This is a genomic window from Paracoccus nototheniae (assembly GCF_004335005.1).
Lineage (GTDB): Bacteria > Pseudomonadota > Alphaproteobacteria > Rhodobacterales > Rhodobacteraceae > Paracoccus > Paracoccus nototheniae.
The window spans coordinates 1-15,417 of sequence record NZ_RQRT01000079.1; the positions used below are offsets into that span (position 1 = coordinate 1).

11 protein-coding genes are annotated in these 15,417 nt (G+C 66.9%); 6 read left to right on the forward strand and 5 right to left on the reverse strand.

Annotation, left to right across the window (positions count from 1 at the left end):
• Together EG885_RS19270 and EG885_RS19275 are read right to left on the reverse strand one after the other, a co-directional pair.
• A partial coding sequence (locus EG885_RS19270) for a DUF1178 family protein (RefSeq protein WP_131577864.1) occupies window positions 1–176 on the reverse strand: 176 nt, incomplete at its 3' end.
• Window positions 177–189: 13 nt separating this feature from the next.
• Window positions 190–1,413, reverse strand: coding sequence for a 3-deoxy-D-manno-octulosonic acid transferase (locus EG885_RS19275; protein ID WP_131577866.1), 1,224 nt, complete (start codon window positions 1,411–1,413; stop codon window positions 190–192).
• 287 nt (window positions 1,414–1,700) lie between these two features.
• Here EG885_RS19275 and ggt point away from each other — a divergent pair, with 287 nt between their 5' ends.
• On the forward strand, window positions 1,701–3,506 hold the full coding sequence (ggt, locus tag EG885_RS19280; protein WP_131577868.1) for a gamma-glutamyltransferase: 1,806 nt from the start codon (window positions 1,701–1,703) through the stop codon (window positions 3,504–3,506).
• 217 nt (window positions 3,507–3,723) lie between these two features.
• Here the strand turns inward: ggt and acnA are convergent, their stop codons facing one another.
• Window positions 3,724–6,498, reverse strand: coding sequence for an aconitate hydratase AcnA (gene acnA, locus EG885_RS19285; protein ID WP_131577870.1), 2,775 nt, complete (start codon window positions 6,496–6,498; stop codon window positions 3,724–3,726).
• A 236-nt stretch (window positions 6,499–6,734) separates the two neighbouring features.
• Between acnA and EG885_RS19290 the strand changes: the two genes are divergently transcribed.
• Together EG885_RS19290 and EG885_RS19295 are read left to right on the forward strand one after the other, a co-directional pair.
• Window positions 6,735–7,796, forward strand: a complete 1,062-nt coding sequence (locus EG885_RS19290) for a DUF1223 domain-containing protein (RefSeq protein ID WP_131577872.1) — start codon at window positions 6,735–6,737, stop codon at window positions 7,794–7,796.
• Between the two features lie 159 nt (window positions 7,797–7,955).
• The gene (locus EG885_RS19295) at window positions 7,956–8,576 is read left to right on the forward strand and encodes an inner membrane-spanning protein YciB (RefSeq protein ID WP_131577874.1); all 621 of its coding nucleotides are present in this window, start codon (window positions 7,956–7,958) and stop codon (window positions 8,574–8,576) included.
• A 7-nt stretch (window positions 8,577–8,583) separates the two neighbouring features.
• On the opposite strand, the gene EG885_RS19300 is transcribed toward EG885_RS19295, so the two are convergent.
• Complete coding sequence (locus EG885_RS19300; RefSeq protein WP_131577876.1) at window positions 8,584–9,465, reverse strand: lipase family protein; 882 nt, start codon at window positions 9,463–9,465, stop codon at window positions 8,584–8,586.
• Window positions 9,466–10,103: 638 nt separating this feature from the next.
• On the opposite strand from EG885_RS19300, the gene EG885_RS19305 reads away from it, so the two are divergent.
• The 3 genes from EG885_RS19305 (at window position 10,104) to EG885_RS19315 (ending at window position 14,745) form a co-directional block, all read left to right on the forward strand.
• A complete protein-coding gene (locus EG885_RS19305; RefSeq protein WP_131577878.1) occupies window positions 10,104–12,890 on the forward strand; it encodes an Rne/Rng family ribonuclease in 2,787 nt (928 codons plus the stop codon).
• Window positions 12,891–13,042: 152 nt separating this feature from the next.
• The gene (locus EG885_RS19310; RefSeq protein WP_131577880.1) at window positions 13,043–13,786 is read left to right on the forward strand and encodes a cytochrome c biogenesis CcdA family protein; all 744 of its coding nucleotides are present in this window, start codon (window positions 13,043–13,045) and stop codon (window positions 13,784–13,786) included.
• A 104-nt stretch (window positions 13,787–13,890) separates the two neighbouring features.
• A complete protein-coding gene (locus tag EG885_RS19315) occupies window positions 13,891–14,745 on the forward strand; it encodes an urea carboxylase-associated family protein (protein ID WP_131577882.1) in 855 nt (284 codons plus the stop codon).
• Between the two features lie 450 nt (window positions 14,746–15,195).
• On the opposite strand, the gene EG885_RS23135 is transcribed toward EG885_RS19315, so the two are convergent.
• A partial coding sequence (locus EG885_RS23135; protein ID WP_207392337.1) for a hypothetical protein occupies window positions 15,196–15,417 on the reverse strand: 222 nt, incomplete at its 5' end.

The window sequence follows — 15,417 nt, forward strand, 5'->3', positions numbered from 1 at the left end:
GCGGGCGCCTGCCCCTCGCTGACGGCGGGGGTCATCAGAGCCCGGTCCACCCGCGCCGATCCGCATGTGGCACAGGCGACCTGACCGGCATCGCGCATCGTCTCGAACCCCTCGGACGAGCGGAACCAGCCGTCGAAGTCATGGCCCTTGTCGCAGCGCAAGGCATAGCGGATCATCGCGGCGCTCCTGTCATCTGTCCTTCATATCGGCACCGGCGGGGGGCTTGGCAAGATCCAGCAGCCGCGCAATCAACGCGCCGGGATCACCTGCCCGCGTCTCCAGCACCGCGCGGGCGGCAAGGCCCATGGCACGGCTGCGGTCCGGATCGCCGGTCAGGCCGGCCAGCACGCGGCCCAGATCATCGGCGGTGACGGGGCGGGCCGCACCCGCGGCCTCCAGCGCGTCGAAAGCTTCCAGGAAATTGCCGATATGGGGGCCGCGCAGCAGCGCGCAGCCATGCGCCGCCGGTTCCCAAGGGGTATGGCCGCCGTGATCCGCCAGACTGCCGCCGATCACACACAGGCCCGCGCGGTCATACCAGCGCCCCATCTCGCCCAACGTATCGGCCAGCAAAACGCCGCCCTCGGGCGCATCGTCCGCACCCTTGCTGCGCCGGGCCATGGGCAGGTTGCGGGCGACGATCAGGGTGGCGATATCGCCCGCCCGTTCGGGATGGCGCGGCGCCAGGATCAGCCGCAGGCCGGGCCGTGTCGCCCGGGCCTGAACAAAAGCGTCCAGCACCGGCCTATCCTCGCCCTCATGGGTCGAGGCTGCCAGAATCACCCCGTCCCGGCCCAGGGTGGCGGGCGCAAGCGGTGTGGCGGCGGGCGCCAGCAGCTTCAGATCCAGCCGGGGCAGCAGCGCGCGGGGCGGCAGGCCAAGGCTCAGCAGCCGCGCCTCGCTGCCCTGATCCTGCGCCGACAGCGCCGCGATCCGGCCCAGCATCGGCGCGATCACACGCGCCAGCCGCGCCCATGTCCCGGCCGAGCGTTCCGACATCCGCGCCCCGATCATCGCCTGCGCGACGCCCCGTTCGGCCAGCAGGCGCGAGCGCAGCGGCCAGAACTCGCCCTCGACCGTGATGCACAGGCGCGGACGCACGGCATCCAGAAAGCGCCCCAGACTGCCTGGCAGATCCAGCGGCGCCAGACGCGCGGGCAGGCCCCAGCTGGCGGCCAGCGCGCGGCCCGTCTCGCTGTTGGTGGTGATGGTCAGGGTCTGGCGCGCGGCCAGCGTCGTGATGATCATCCGCGCCGAGGTCAGCTCTCCGACCGAGGCCGCGTGCAGCCAGATCTGGGCCCGCGCCGGGCGCGCACCCATGACCAGCCGCTCGCGCAGCGCCGCCGACCCGCCCAAGCGGGCGCGCAGACGCAGCGCGGCCTCGGCCAGGCGGGTCGTGGCGTCATAGATCATCGCGGTCCGGCCCTGCGGCGGTGGCGGTCGTCATGGGCGCTTGGGAAACGCGGCGGTCTTGGTGGATTGGCAATCCTGCGGGATCCTTGTCTTGTGACATCGCCCTGGGCGGGGCCGTCGGGAGGGCGGGGCCGTCAGGCGCTTTTTCATGGCTTTTGCCGGGGACGGCAAGCCGAAAGACCTGCGCGCCGGGCCACGGCCCGCCTCCGGGCCTCGCGGCGGTTGCGCGTTTCGGCAGCAGCGGTCATGCTGCCTGCGACATCACGCGACCATGAGGAGGGGATGCGATGACCCGGACAGGACTGGCCCTTGCACTGCTGATGGGCAGCGCCGCGTTGGCCCATGCCCAGCAGGCGACCGATGCGATCGCGCCCGAGGCGGCGGCAGGCACCGACGTGACGACCACCGATTTCGGCGATCTGGACGCGTCCGCGCAGGACGCCCTGACCGCCAAATCCGAGGGGCGCGCGGTGACCGGCGACGACTGGATGATCACCGCCGCCCATCCGCTGGCCGTGCAGGCCGGGGCCCGTGTGCTGGAACAGGGCGGCAGCGCGGCGGATGCGATGGTCGCAGTGCAAACCGTGCTGGGTCTGGTCGAGCCGCAAAGCTCGGGCCTGGGCGGCGGGGCGTTTCTTGTCTGGTATGACGCGGCGACGGGTCAGGTGACCACGCTGGATGGGCGCGAAACCGCCCCCATGGCCGTCACCCCGACGCTGTTTCAGGACGATCAGGGCCAGCCGCTGGAGTTCATGCAGGCGGTCGTCGGCGGTCTGTCGGTCGGCACCCCCGGCACGCCGCGCCTGATGGAGGTCGCGCATCGCAAATGGGGCCGCGCCAACTGGTCGGGCCTCTTCGATGATGCCATCACGCTGGCCGGGGACGGGTTCACCGTCTCGCCCCGTCTGGCAGCCCTGGTCGCGGGCGAGGGCGAGGCGTTGCAGGGCGATCCCGCCGCCGCCGCCTATTTCTTCCCCGACGGCCAACCTGCCGCCGCAGGCAGCCCGCTGGAAAACCCCGCCTATGCCGAGACGCTGCGCGTGCTGGCCGATCAGGGGGCGGACGGGTTCTATACCGGCCCGGTGGCCGAACAGATCGTGGCCGCCGTGCGTGGCGCGACGGGCAATCCCGGCCTGCTGTCGATGCAGGATCTGGCCGCCTATCGCGTGATCGAACGCCCGGCGGTCTGCGTGGAATACCGTGACCACGATGTCTGCGGCATGGGTCCGCCCTCGTCCGGAGGGCTGACCGTGGGGCAGATCCTGGGGATGCTGGGCGGCTATGATCTGGCCGCTTTGGGGGCCGAGAACCCCGAGGCCTGGCGGCTGATCGGCGATGCCTCGCGGCTGGCCTTTGCCGACCGCGGTCGCTTCATGGCCGATAGCGATTTCGTGGCCATGCCGACCGACGGGCTGATCGATCGGGCCTATCTGGCAGAGCGGGGCGAATTGCTGGCCGGCGATGACAGCCTGCCCGACGTCGCGCCCGGCAGCCCGGGCTGGAGCCATGCGCGCCTCTGGGGTCAGGATTCCGCGCTGGAACTGCCCTCGACCTCGCATATCTCGATCGTGGATGCCGATGGAAACGCGCTGTCGATGACGACCACCATCGAGAACGGCTTCGGGTCTCGTGTGATGGCGGCGGGGTTCCTGCTGAACAACGAATTGACCGATTTCAGCTTTGAGACCCATGACGCGGCAGGCTGGCCCATCGCCAATGCCGTGGCCCCGGGCAAGCGGCCCCGGTCGTCGATGGCGCCGACCATCGTGCTGAAGGACGGCGCCCCGGCGCTGGTCATCGGATCGCCGGGTGGCAGCCGGATCATCGGCTATGTCGCCCGGGCAATCGTCGCGCATCTGGACTGGGGCATGGACATCCAGTCCGCCGTCGCCGCCCCCAATCTGGTCAACCGCTTTGGCCCGATGGATGTCGAGGCCGGGCTGCCCGCCGCCCTGACCGAAGGGCTGACCGCGATGGGGTTCGAACTGAACGAGACCGAACTGACCTCGGGCCTGCAAGGCATCGCGATCACCCCTGACGGTCTGGAAGGTGGCGCCGATCCGCGCCGCGAGGGCATCGCCATCGGCGGCTGACCCGGATGGAGAGGGGGCAGGGGGCTGCCGCCCCCATCGCGTTCCGCGATCCCCCCGCGGATATTTTCATGAAGAAGAAGGGGCACGCGCCCGCCTTTCTTCTTCACTCAAATATCCATCTTGTCAGATCGCATCAAAAAAGCCCCCGGCGTGATGCCGGGGGCTTTGGTCGTCACAGGCCTTGATAAGGAAGGGCCCTGATAGGGACGGGCGCTGATCAGGCGGCGGCGAGGTTGCGCAGCACGTAATGCAGCACGCCGCCGTTCTTGAGATAGTCGATCTCGACCTCGGTATCGACGCGGGCCTTCAGCTGGATCGTCTTTTCCGTGCCATCGGCATAGCGGATCGTGCAGGCGATCTGCGACAGCGGCTTGAAGGCGCCCGACAGGCCGTCGATGGTGACCGTTTCGTCGCCGGTCAGCTTTAGCGTCGCGCGGGTGTCGCCATTCGTGAATTCGAACGGGATGACGCCCATGCCGACCAGGTTCGAACGGTGGATGCGTTCGAACGACTCGGCGATGACCGCCTTGACGCCCAACAGGTTGGTGCCCTTGGCCGCCCAGTCCCGCGACGATCCGGCGCCGTATTCCTTGCCGCCGAAGATCACCAGCGGCGTGTCCTGTTCGACATAGGACATGGCCGCGTCATAGATCGCCGCCTGATTGCCGCTGGCATCCTTGGAATAGCCGCCCTCGACCCCGTCCAGCATCTCGTTCTTGATGCGGATATTGGCAAAGGTGCCGCGCATCATGATCTCGTGATTGCCGCGGCGCGAGCCGTAGCTGTTGAAATCGCGGGGCGCGACCTGCCGTTCGGTCAGGTACTGACCGGCGGGCGTCGCCGGCTTGAACGAACCGGCGGGGCTGATGTGGTCAGTGGTGATCATGTCGCCCAGCAGGGCCAGAACGCGCGCACCCTTGATGTCGCTGATCGTCCCCGGTTCCCGAGCCATCCCCTGGAAATAGGGCGGGTTCTGGATATAGGTCGAGCTGGCCGGCCAGTCATAGGTTTCGCTGTCGGTGATCTCGACCGCCTGCCAGCGTTCGTCGCCCTTGAAGACATCGGCGTATTTGGCCTGGAACATCTCGCGCGTGACGATGGTGTCGACCAGTTCAGCGACTTCTTTCGACGTGGGCCACAGGTCTTTCAGATAGACCGGCTTGCCCTCCGGCGTGTGGGCGAGGGGATCCTTTGTGATGTCGATGTTCATGTCGCCCGCGATGGCATAGGCCACCACCAGCGGCGGCGAGGCCAGATAGTTCGCGCGCACGTCGGGCGAGATGCGCCCTTCAAAGTTGCGGTTGCCCGACAGGACCGACACGGCGACCAGATCATTGTCGGCGATCGATTTTGAAATCTCGGGCTGCAGGGGGCCCGAATTGCCGATGCAGGTGGTGCAGCCGAAACCGACAAGGTTGAAGCCGAGCGCGTCCAGATCTTCCTGCAGATTGGCGGCCTTCAGATATTCCTCGACCACCTGCGATCCGGGTGCCAGCGAGGTCTTGACCCAGGGCTTGCGGGTCAGGCCCAGGGCGCGGGCCTTGCGGGCCACCAGCCCTGCCGCCATCAGCACGTACGGGTTCGAGGTGTTGGTGCAGGAGGTGATCGAGGCGATCACCACCGACCCGTCGCGCAGGGTGTAATCCTCGCCATCGACGGTGCCGCGGTTCAGGTGACCGTGCGCGCCGCCGGGAATATCGACGGGATCGGGCGATCCGGCCTCGGCGGTCATCTTGGCCTTCTGCTCGGCCGGGACCGAGGCTGCGGGGCGCACGCCGCGGATGTAATCGCCGAAGGCCTGCGCGGCATCGGTCAGCGGCACGTGGTCCTGCGGGCGCTTGGGCCCCGAGATGGCAGGCACGACCGTGCTTTGATCCAGTTCCAGCACCGAGGAATAGACCGGCGCGTAATCGGGCGTCCGCCAGAAGCCGTTGGCCTTGGCATAGGCCTCGACCAGCGCGATGCGGTCCTCTTCGCGGCCGGTCTGGCGCAGATAGCGCAGGGTTTCGTCATCGATCGGGAAAAAGCCGCAGGTGGCGCCGTATTCGGGGGCCATGTTGGCGATGGTCGCCCGGTCGGCCAGCGGCATGTGGTCCAGCCCCTCGCCATAGAATTCGACGAACTTGCCGACCACGCCATGCTGGCGCAGCATCTGCACGACCTTCAGCACCAGATCGGTCGCGGTCACGCCCTCGCTGAGCGCGCCGGTCATCTTGAAGCCGACGACCTCGGGGATCAGCATCGAGATCGGCTGACCCAGCATCGCGGCCTCGGCCTCGATGCCGCCGACGCCCCAGCCAAGGACCGCAAGGCCGTTGACCATGGTCGTGTGGCTGTCGGTGCCGACCAGCGTGTCGGGATAGGCGACGGTCGCGCCGGTCTGATCCGTGTCGGTCCAGACGGTCTGGGCCAGATATTCCAGATTGACCTGATGGCAGATGCCGGTGCCGGGCGGGACGACGCGGAAATTGTTGAACGCCTTTTGCCCCCATTTCAGGAAGGTATAACGCTCCATGTTGCGTTCGTATTCCAGCTCGACATTGCGCTGGAAGGCGCGGGGGGTGCCGAATTCATCGATCATGACCGAATGGTCGATGACCAGATCGACCGGGTTCAGCGGGTTGATCTTTTGTGCATCGCCGCCAAGCGCCTTGATGCCGTCGCGCATCGCCGCCAGATCGACCACGGCGGGAACGCCGGTAAAGTCCTGCATCAGGACGCGGGCGGGACGATAGGCGATCTCGCGGCTGCTTTTGCCGCCGTCCAGCGCCCATTGGGCAAAGGCCTTGACGTCATCGGTGCTGACGGTCCTGCCGCCATCCTCGAAACGCAGCATGTTTTCCAACACGACCTTGAGGGCGGCGGGCAGTTTCGAGAAATCGCCAAGCCCTGCCTCGGTGGCGGCGTCGATGGCGTAATAATCGACCTGCTGGCTGCCCACGGTCAGTGTGCGGCGTGTCTTGGCGGTATCGGTTCCGGTCTGGATCGGCATCAAGGCCTCCCTGTCTGCAAGAATGGATGGGTCTGGCGTTCCCCCCTGTGTTGCCCCATCGCCGGGGCGCACGCAAGGGCGGCGTCATCTGATTGTATGCGATTGCATACCATGCCCTGGGCTGTTGCTCAAGAGGCACGCAAGCCGCGTCTGTCGGTGGTGACGAAGCCTTGATTTGGCCATCAGGGCCGCCAGCCGCTATCACCACGGTCGTGACATGGATCGGGAATCACAAGATGGCCGCAGGACCGTTTGCCGGGCGGCGCGCCGCTTTGCGCGGCTTTGAGGCTTTGCCGGGACGCTTTGGGCGGTCGCTGGCGGGGATGCTGGCCGCCTGTGCGCTGCTGGCCGGGCCGGTCGCGGCGCAGGATGCGGCGGCCTCTGACGGAATGGCGGGCGCGATGAGCGCGCCATCCGATCGCGGGCAGATCGCCGGCCGGGACGGCGATGGCATGTCCGGTTCCGCCGTCGAGGCACCATTGATCCTGGCGCCCGAGGATGCGGGACGGCAATTGCCCACCGCATCGTCGCTGCTCAATCCCGACGGGCTGACGGAATCGGGGGGCGTGAACGGCTTTGCGCCGATGGATGCTGCCCCGCCGGTCACGGCCGGCCTGCCCTCGGACACGCTGCCGGTGGTGGTCGAACTGTTCACCGCGCAGGGTTGTTCGTCCTGCCCGCCCGCGGATGCGATGCTGTCCATGCTGGCGGGGCAGGGGGATGTGCTGCCGCTGTCCTATCATGTCGATTACTGGGATTATCTGGGCTGGGCCGACAGCTTTGCCCGCCCCGAATTCACCGAACGGCAGGGCGCCTATGCCCGCGCCGTGGGCGAGCGTTCGGTTTATACCCCGCAGATGATCGTGGCGGGGCAGGACACCTCGGTCGCTCCGGGGCCTGCGCAGCTGATGGGGCTGATCGACGCGCATCGCTTTGCCCCGGCCGCCCTGTCCGTCCAGCGAGAGCGGGTCGAGGCAGGCGAGACGATCGAGCTGATGCCCCTGTCCGATCTGGGCGGCAGCGTCGATGTCGTGCTGGTCCGCTATGCCCCCGAACGTCTGGTCGAGGTGCATGGCGGCGAAAACAGCGGTCGCACGGTCATCTATACCAATGTCGTGCTGGGGCTGCAGCATCTGTCGCGATGGGACGGAAGCCAGCCGCTGCACCTGACGGTACGCCCCGAACATGTGGATGACGACCGCTTTCCCACCGACACCCGGCACGCTTTGCTGGTTCAGCAGATGCTGACCAAACGCCACCTGCCCGGTCCCATTCTGGCGGCGATCCGTCTGGATTGACGCGCCGGGTTGCGGGGCATGCGCGATGGCGCGGCCCTTGTGGGCAGGCCCGTCCTGAGCGACAAGGCGGGCAACGACCGCGCGCAGCCCCTGGCCTGTGATGCGGAGATCTTTGAATGCGCCGCCCCGTCGCGGGCGGCATCACGGGAAGGCTGACGGATGCAGACGACGAAACCCTGGGTCAAGCCGGCGCTGGAATTCGGGCCGCTGATCCTCTTTTTTGCGGTGTTCATGCTGTATCGCAATGACAGCGTGATGCTGGGAGGGCGCGAATATGGCGGCTTCATTCTGGCCACGCTGGCCTTCATTCCGGCGCTGTTTCTGACCACGGCAATCCATTGGCGGCTGTCTGGCAAGCTGTCGCCCATGCAGGTGGCGACGCTGGTGCTGGTGACGGTCTTTGGCGGGCTGTCGGTCTGGCTGAACGATCCCCGGTTCTTCAAGATCAAGCCGACGATCATCTATGTGATGTTCGCGGCGATCCTGGGCGCCAGCCTTGCGCTGCGCCGCAACTGGCTGGGCGCGGTCCTGTCCGAGGCCTTGCCGATGGATGCCGAGGGCTGGCGCAAGCTGACCCTGCGCATGGCGGTCTTCTTTCTGGTTCTGGCCGTCGCGAACGAGGTGATCTGGCGCAACCTGTCCGAAAGCACCTGGGTCTATTTCAAGACCTTCGGCCTGCCGGTGCTGCTGTTCGCCTTTCTGCTGGGCAATGCGAAACTGTACCGCGACCACGCCTTGCCGGTGAAGGGCGCCGAGGGCGACGATATCCCCAAGCTGTAAGGCGGGGTCAGACCCGCAATCCGGCCAGCGCGGGACGGGGCTTCAGCCGCGACCAGCGCGGCTGCGCGCGCAGCGGCAGATGGTGGCGCAGCAGCCCTAAGGGCAGCGCCCAGGGGTGGCACAGCGCGGCGCGATACAGATCGAACAGCCCGGCCCGCAGATAGGGGGTCCAATGCGACATCAGCCGCGCCCCCCGTGCGGTCGGAAAGCCAAGCGCCGCCAGCGCATCCAGTGTGGCGGCATCGTCGATCTGCAGATCCAGCCAGTTGCCCCGCGCCTGCCCCAGCCCGGCCCCAAGCGCCCGCCTGCGCCCCCCCGCCAACAGCATCTCCAGCCCGAAATCGAAGGGGTCGTTTTCCCGCGCGGTGACGTTCAGAACCTCGGCCCCGGCGGCTGCGGGATGGTCCAGCGCGTCATGGGCGGCATCCTGAAACTCGGCGGCGTTCAGCGCGACGATGCGTCCGACGCTGCCCGCAGGCGCGGTGGTCAGCGCCTGCAGCGCCACCCGGGCGCCAAGCGAATGCCCGATCAGGCCCACCGGCCGCCCCGAGATCTGCGCCAGATCGCCGATCAGCGCCCCCAGCCCCGCCCCGGCCACCTGCGCGCGGTCATAGGCGGTGCGCAGGCGGCCCCGCGCCTCCCATCCAAAGCCGATGCCCAGACCTTCGGCGCCCTCGCCGGTCAAGCCAAGCGCGCGGGGCCAGGACACGCCGTTCACCTCGGGGCCCGGCGACAGGATATGGCGATGCGGATCATGGGCGGGCAGGCGGGGCGAATAGCGATAGCCGTGCAGCATGACGACGATGGGCGCACCGGGGGCCAGATCCCGCGCGGCCTGCCACAGCGCCTGCGGCGCCGCCTGATCCGCATTCAGCCCCATCACCGCCATCAGGCACCCTTATCCACAGCCCCGTCCGCCAAAAGCATGACCCAAGGCTGCGACAATGGCGTGAAGATCGCGTTACCCCATCGTGACGGTACCGGATGGTAATGGGGCCGGATCTTGATGGGGCAGGATCGTGACGGGGCAGGATCGTGACGGGGCAGGCCGCGCGACGCATTCCCCGAAGCCCAAGCCGGAAATTGCCCGCCACAGGGCAGAAAACGTTTTGGGCATTGAATTTTGCCCGCCCGCGCCTCTATGGTGGGCCTATGCGTTGGGCAGTTCCGTCACCGGAAAGGCACGGCGCCGACAGTTTCGCAGCGCGGCATCTCTGCTCCCATCGCGGGCAGGCGGGGTGCCACGCGGAAAACCATGGCCCTTTTGCCGCGCCACCGTGACCGGGACCGCGCAGGGGGCTGGACGGACAGCGGCCCGGCCTGCCTTGCAGGTTTCGGGTCATTTCGAAGGAACAGACGCGATGACGCGCGCTTTGGACGGCAGACTTCAGGAACGGCGGGCCATCATGGGCATCGCCGGTCCGAACGTCGTCGCCAGCCGCGCGCCCGCGTCCTCATCACACCGCAGACCGGTCCGGGGGGCGTCATTGGCACCGCCCGGCATCCGGCTGCGCGAAAGACAAGAACATGGCAATGAAAATGCTGATCGACGCCACCCATGCCGAGGAAACTCGGGTGGTCGTGGTGGACGGAACCAAAGTCGAGGAATTTGATTTCGAGACAGCCAACCGGCGCCAGATCGCCGGGAACATCTATCTGGCCAAGGTGACGCGGGTCGAACCCTCGCTGCAGGCGGCCTTCATCGATTATGGTGGAAACCGCCACGGATTTCTGGCTTTTGCCGAAATTCACCCCGATTATTACCAGATCCCCGCTGCCGACCGCGATGCGCTGATGGCCGAGGAACGCGCCCATGCCGAAGCGCAGGAGGCCGAGGAAGAGCGGGGCCGTGGCCGCCGCAAGCCCTCGCGTGCCGAACGCGCCGCGCAGGATGACGAGACGACATCCGAGGATGACGACGCGCAGGGCGACGACGATCACGCTCAGGACGCATCCGACAAGGATGACGACATCGAGTCGGTGGCCGAAGAGGACGTGACCGAAGAGGTCCGCGCCCCCAGAAAGCCGCGCGCCCGCCGCTACAAGATCCAGGAGGTCGTGAAGGTCCGCCAGATCATGCTGGTGCAGGTCGTCAAGGAAGAGCGTGGCAACAAGGGCGCCGCGCTGACCACCTATCTTTCGCTGCCGGGTCGCTATTGCGTGCTGATGCCGAACACGGCGCGGGGCGGCGGGATTTCCCGCAAGATCACCAATGCCGCCGACCGCAAGAAGCTGAAGGATATCGCCGGAGAGCTGGACGTGCCGCGCGGCGCGGGCCTGATCATCCGCACCGCCGGCAGCGAACGCACCCGGACCGAGATCCGCCGTGATTACGAATACCTGCTGCGTCTGTGGGAACAGATCCGCGAACTGACCTTCCGTTCGATCGCGCCCGCGCCGATCTATGAGGAAGGCGATCTGATCAAGCGCAACATTCGCGATCTGTATTCGAAAGAGATCGACGAGGTTCTGGTCGAGGGCGAACGCGGCTATCACGCCGCGCGCGACTTCATGCAGATGATCATGCCGACCCATACCGACAGCGTGAAGCATTATCAGGACCAGATGCCGCTGTTCGCGCGCTTTCAGGTCGAAAGCTATCTGGCGGGCATGTTCAACCCGGTCGTGCAGCTGAAATCGGGTGGCTATATCGTCATCGGCATCACCGAGGCGCTGGTCGCCATCGACGTGAACTCGGGCCGGGCCACCAAGGAAGGCTCGATCGAGGAAACCGCGCTTAAGACCAACCTTGAAGCTGCCGACGAGGTCGCCCGCCAGCTGCGCCTGCGCGACCTGGCCGGTCTGATCGTCATCGATTTCATCGACATGGACGAACGCCGCAACAACGCGGCCGTTGAAAAGCGCATCAAGGACAAGCTGAAATCGGATCGCGCGCGCATCCAGATCGGCCGCATCTCGGGCTTTGGCCTGATGGAGATGTCGCGCCAGCGCCTGCGTCCCGGCATGCTGGAATCGACCACCCAGCCTTGCGCCCATTGCCACGGCACCGGCCTGATCCGCAGCGATGACAGCCTTGCGCTGACCATCCTGCGCGCCATCGAGGATGAGGGCACGCGCAAACGCTCGCGCGAGGTTCTGGTCAAGGCGCCGATCGCAGTGGCCAATTTCCTGATGAACGCCAAGCGCGAACATGTGGCGGGCATCGAGGCGCGCTATGGCATGTCCGTGCGCGTCGAGGCCGACCCGTTGCTGGTCTCGCCCGATTACGCGATCGAAAAATTCAAGACCGCGACCCGGGTGCTGCAGGAACCCTCCAAGGTGCCTTTGGGCGTCAATGCCGACCTGATGGCCAGCATCGACGATGATTACGATCAGGACGAGGCCGAGACCGAGGATCGGATCGAGACCCCGGTCGCCGAGGTCGCAGCGGCGGTCGCAGCCCCTGCCGAGGCGGTCGAGGCCGAGGCAACCGAACCCCGGGCCGATCGCAATGGCGATCCCGATGGCGAGGGCCGCTTGCGCCGTCGCCGCCGTCGTCGTCGCCGGAAATCCGGCGATCGCCCCGACGGCGAGGGTTTCGATGCCCGCACCGATGACGATCAGGACGACGAGGATGACAGCACCGGGGACGACACTGCCGACGAGGCCGTGTCTGTCGCCGAGGTCGCGGCAGAACCCGCAGCCGAGCCTGCCCCCCGCGAAGAGGGTGGTCGCCGCCGTCGCGGAGGCCGCCAGTCCCGCGCCGTCCGTGACGAGGTCTCCCCGGCAGAGCCTGTCGCCGACCATGCGGATGCCAACGCCGACGCGGCTCAGCAGCCCATCGCGGCGGAACCGGCAGCCGAGGTTGCAGCATCGGATGCGCCGGGTTCACGTCAGGACGACCAGGAGCAGGCGGATGCGCCGCAAACTGGCGACGCTGCTGCGGATGCCGATCCCGCATCGGGCCGCACCCGTACCCGGTCGCGCGGTCGCGGACGGTCGCGCAAGCCGGTCGAAGCCGAGCCCATGCCCGAGGTCGTCGATGCGACCGAGGGTCCCGACGCTCGGGCCGAGGCTCTGCCCGAGGCAACCCAGCAACGCCGCGCTGCCCATGCCGATGCGGCACAAGCCGAGCCGGTGACCCCTGCCGATGCCGCCCCGCTGGCAGGCCCGGCCGCACCCGCCGAGGTCAGTGCCGAAGCCGTGGCCGAGGCCATGGTCGAAAGCGCCGCCACGCCGCTGCCCGAAACGGCAGAGGTCGCGACCCCGGTGGCCCAGCCCGCCCCGACCCAGCCCGCTCTGGCCCAGCCCGAGGCACCGCAGGCGGATGACGCCCCGCAATCCAAGCGGCGCGGCTGGTGGGCGGGCCGCTAAGGCCCGACCCCAAACCAATCAGGACAGACGGGCGCGGGATCCTTTCCCGCGCCCGTTTTCTTTGGCCCGCGCAGCCTGCCGATCCGTCCGCCCCACGCAGCCGTGACGCCATGCCCCCTGTCCTTTGCGGCGCCAGCGGCTAAGGTGCGCCCATGTTGGGAATCGAACTTGCCACCGCCGCCTTTCTGCCCGCCGCCTTCGTCGCGCTGCTGGCGGGGCTTTTGTCGTTTCTGTCGCCCTGCGTGCTGCCCATCGTGCCGCCCTATCTGGCCTATATGACCGGCGTGGGCGTGAACGGGCTGAAGACCCGCGAACGCAGCGCCGTCATGCCCGCGCTGTTCTTCGTCATGGGCCTGTCCACGGTGTTTCTGGTGATGGGCTTTGCGGCCTCGGCCTTTGGGCGCGCCTTTCTGGAATATCAGCATATTCTGGCGCAGGTCGCGGGGGTGATGGTCATCGTGATGGGCCTGCATTTCCTGCATGTCATCCGCATCCCCATTCTGGACCACGAGGCGCGGCTGCAATCGGGCCAGCAGGGCGGCGGGGCATTCGGCGCCTATGTGCTGGGTCTGGCCTTTGCCTTTGGCTGGACGCCCTGCATCGGCCCGCAGCTGGGCATGATCCTGTCGCTGGCCGCCACGGGGGGCGAGCTGTCGCGCGGCACCGCGCTGCTGGCGGTCTATGCCCTGGGTCTGGGCATTCCCTTCCTGCTGGCTGCGATCTTCATCAACCGCGCCATCGGGCTGATGAACCGCATCAAGCCCTGGCTGAAAACCATCGAGCGGGCGATGGGCGCGCTTCTGGTCATCGTCGGGGTCATGCTGCTGACTGGCGCCTTTTCGGCCTTCAGCTTCTGGCTGCTCGAGACCTTCCCGGCGCTGGCCACGCTTGGCTGACGGGCCGGTTTCTGTGCCGGGCCGGTTTCCCTGAGGGGCAGGGGGCCTCTGGCGCCGCGCGGCATTTCGGGCCAGCATGAGGGCCTCCACAAAGAAAGGCCGCCATGAAACCCGAGCGCCCCGCGCATCCCGCCCCGTCTGACGCCACGGCCCGCCGCGCCGTGAACCCGGTGATCTGCTATCCCGCCGACAGCCTGCCCAGGCCCGACCCTGCCGCCATCGCGGCCCAAAGACAGGGCGCGCAGTTGATCCATGACATCACCGTGCCGCCCCGTGAGGCGCGCTGTTTCACCGTTCCGGCAGGGCATTTCTTTCGCATCACCAGCGTCGGGGGCCCGCAGGTCGGCGATCTGAACCTGTGGTCGCAGGACCTGTCCGAACGCTTCTATTCCGGCAAGACCCGCGCCCTGCACGGCACGCATCTGTCGACCGGCGACCGGCTGTGGTCGAATTTCCCGACATTGCGCGCGATGGCCACGATCACCGATGACACGCTGGACTGGTATGGCTTCGACGCCTTTGGCGGCAGCGTTCATGACGTGATCGGCACCCGCTGCGACCCCTATACCCACAACCTGCTGTCCGACGGCGGGCAGTACCACCATTGCTGCCATTCCAACCTGACCCGCGCCCTGTCACAGGCGACCGGCCTGCCGATGGATCAGGCCGAGGGCCATGTCCATGACGTGCTGAACGTCTTCATGTGCACCGGCTTTACCCGCGACACCGGCCAGTATTTCATGAAGGCCAGCCCGGTCCGCCCCGGCGACTATCTGGAATTCCGCGCCGAGATCGACCTGCTGGGCGCCCTGTCCGCCTGTCCGGGGGGCGATTGCGGGGGGCAGCATTCCTCGGACGTGGCCGCCTGCCATCCGCTGCTGGTGCAGGTGTTCCGCCCGGTCGTGGCCGGACATGAGGTGCCGCCGGTTAATGCATATGACCGCAGTCACGGGGCGTGAGAGGAATTGGGGCGTGGGGGCAGATCCGCTCTGCGGGACGGAGCTGACAGTCGTCCATGAAAAAAGAAGGAGGTCATGCCATTGCCACAAGAAGAGCTGCGAAAATTTTCCGATGATCTGGCAAGGGTGATAGGAGCGCCATCAACGCTTCGGCCATTTGTTTGCGAAGGCTCGCCACTGGATTGCGAGGTATTCATAGTTGGCTACAACCCCGCCACACAGATGGATGGTGATTGGTGGCGCTATTGGGATCCGAAATATGGTTACCACAAAAAAGAATGGTTCAGATACTACCTCGCCCAACGCGGAGGCCCGAGTAAAACCCGCTCGAAGATCGAAGATATTGTGCGCGGTCTCTCGGGGGTTCGCGTCCTTGAGGCAAATATAGATGCGCGACCCTCAGCGAAGAAAAGTGCGTATCCCAGACCAGTGACAGAGCCATTCGATTTTCTAATCAGCGTTTGCAGGCCGAAAGTGGTGATTGCGCATGGCACTGATGCGGTCGCGCACCTTCAAGGGTGGAAAGCGAAAGGCACGCTCATTGAGTGCAAACACTTCATCTATGTTGGGCGAGAACGAACCGCGCAGATACTTGCCGAAACGCGCCAAGCGCTGGCGTGAGGCCAAAGCGTCCGGTAAGGGCGCAAATCGACCGACCACCTCCCCGCCCCC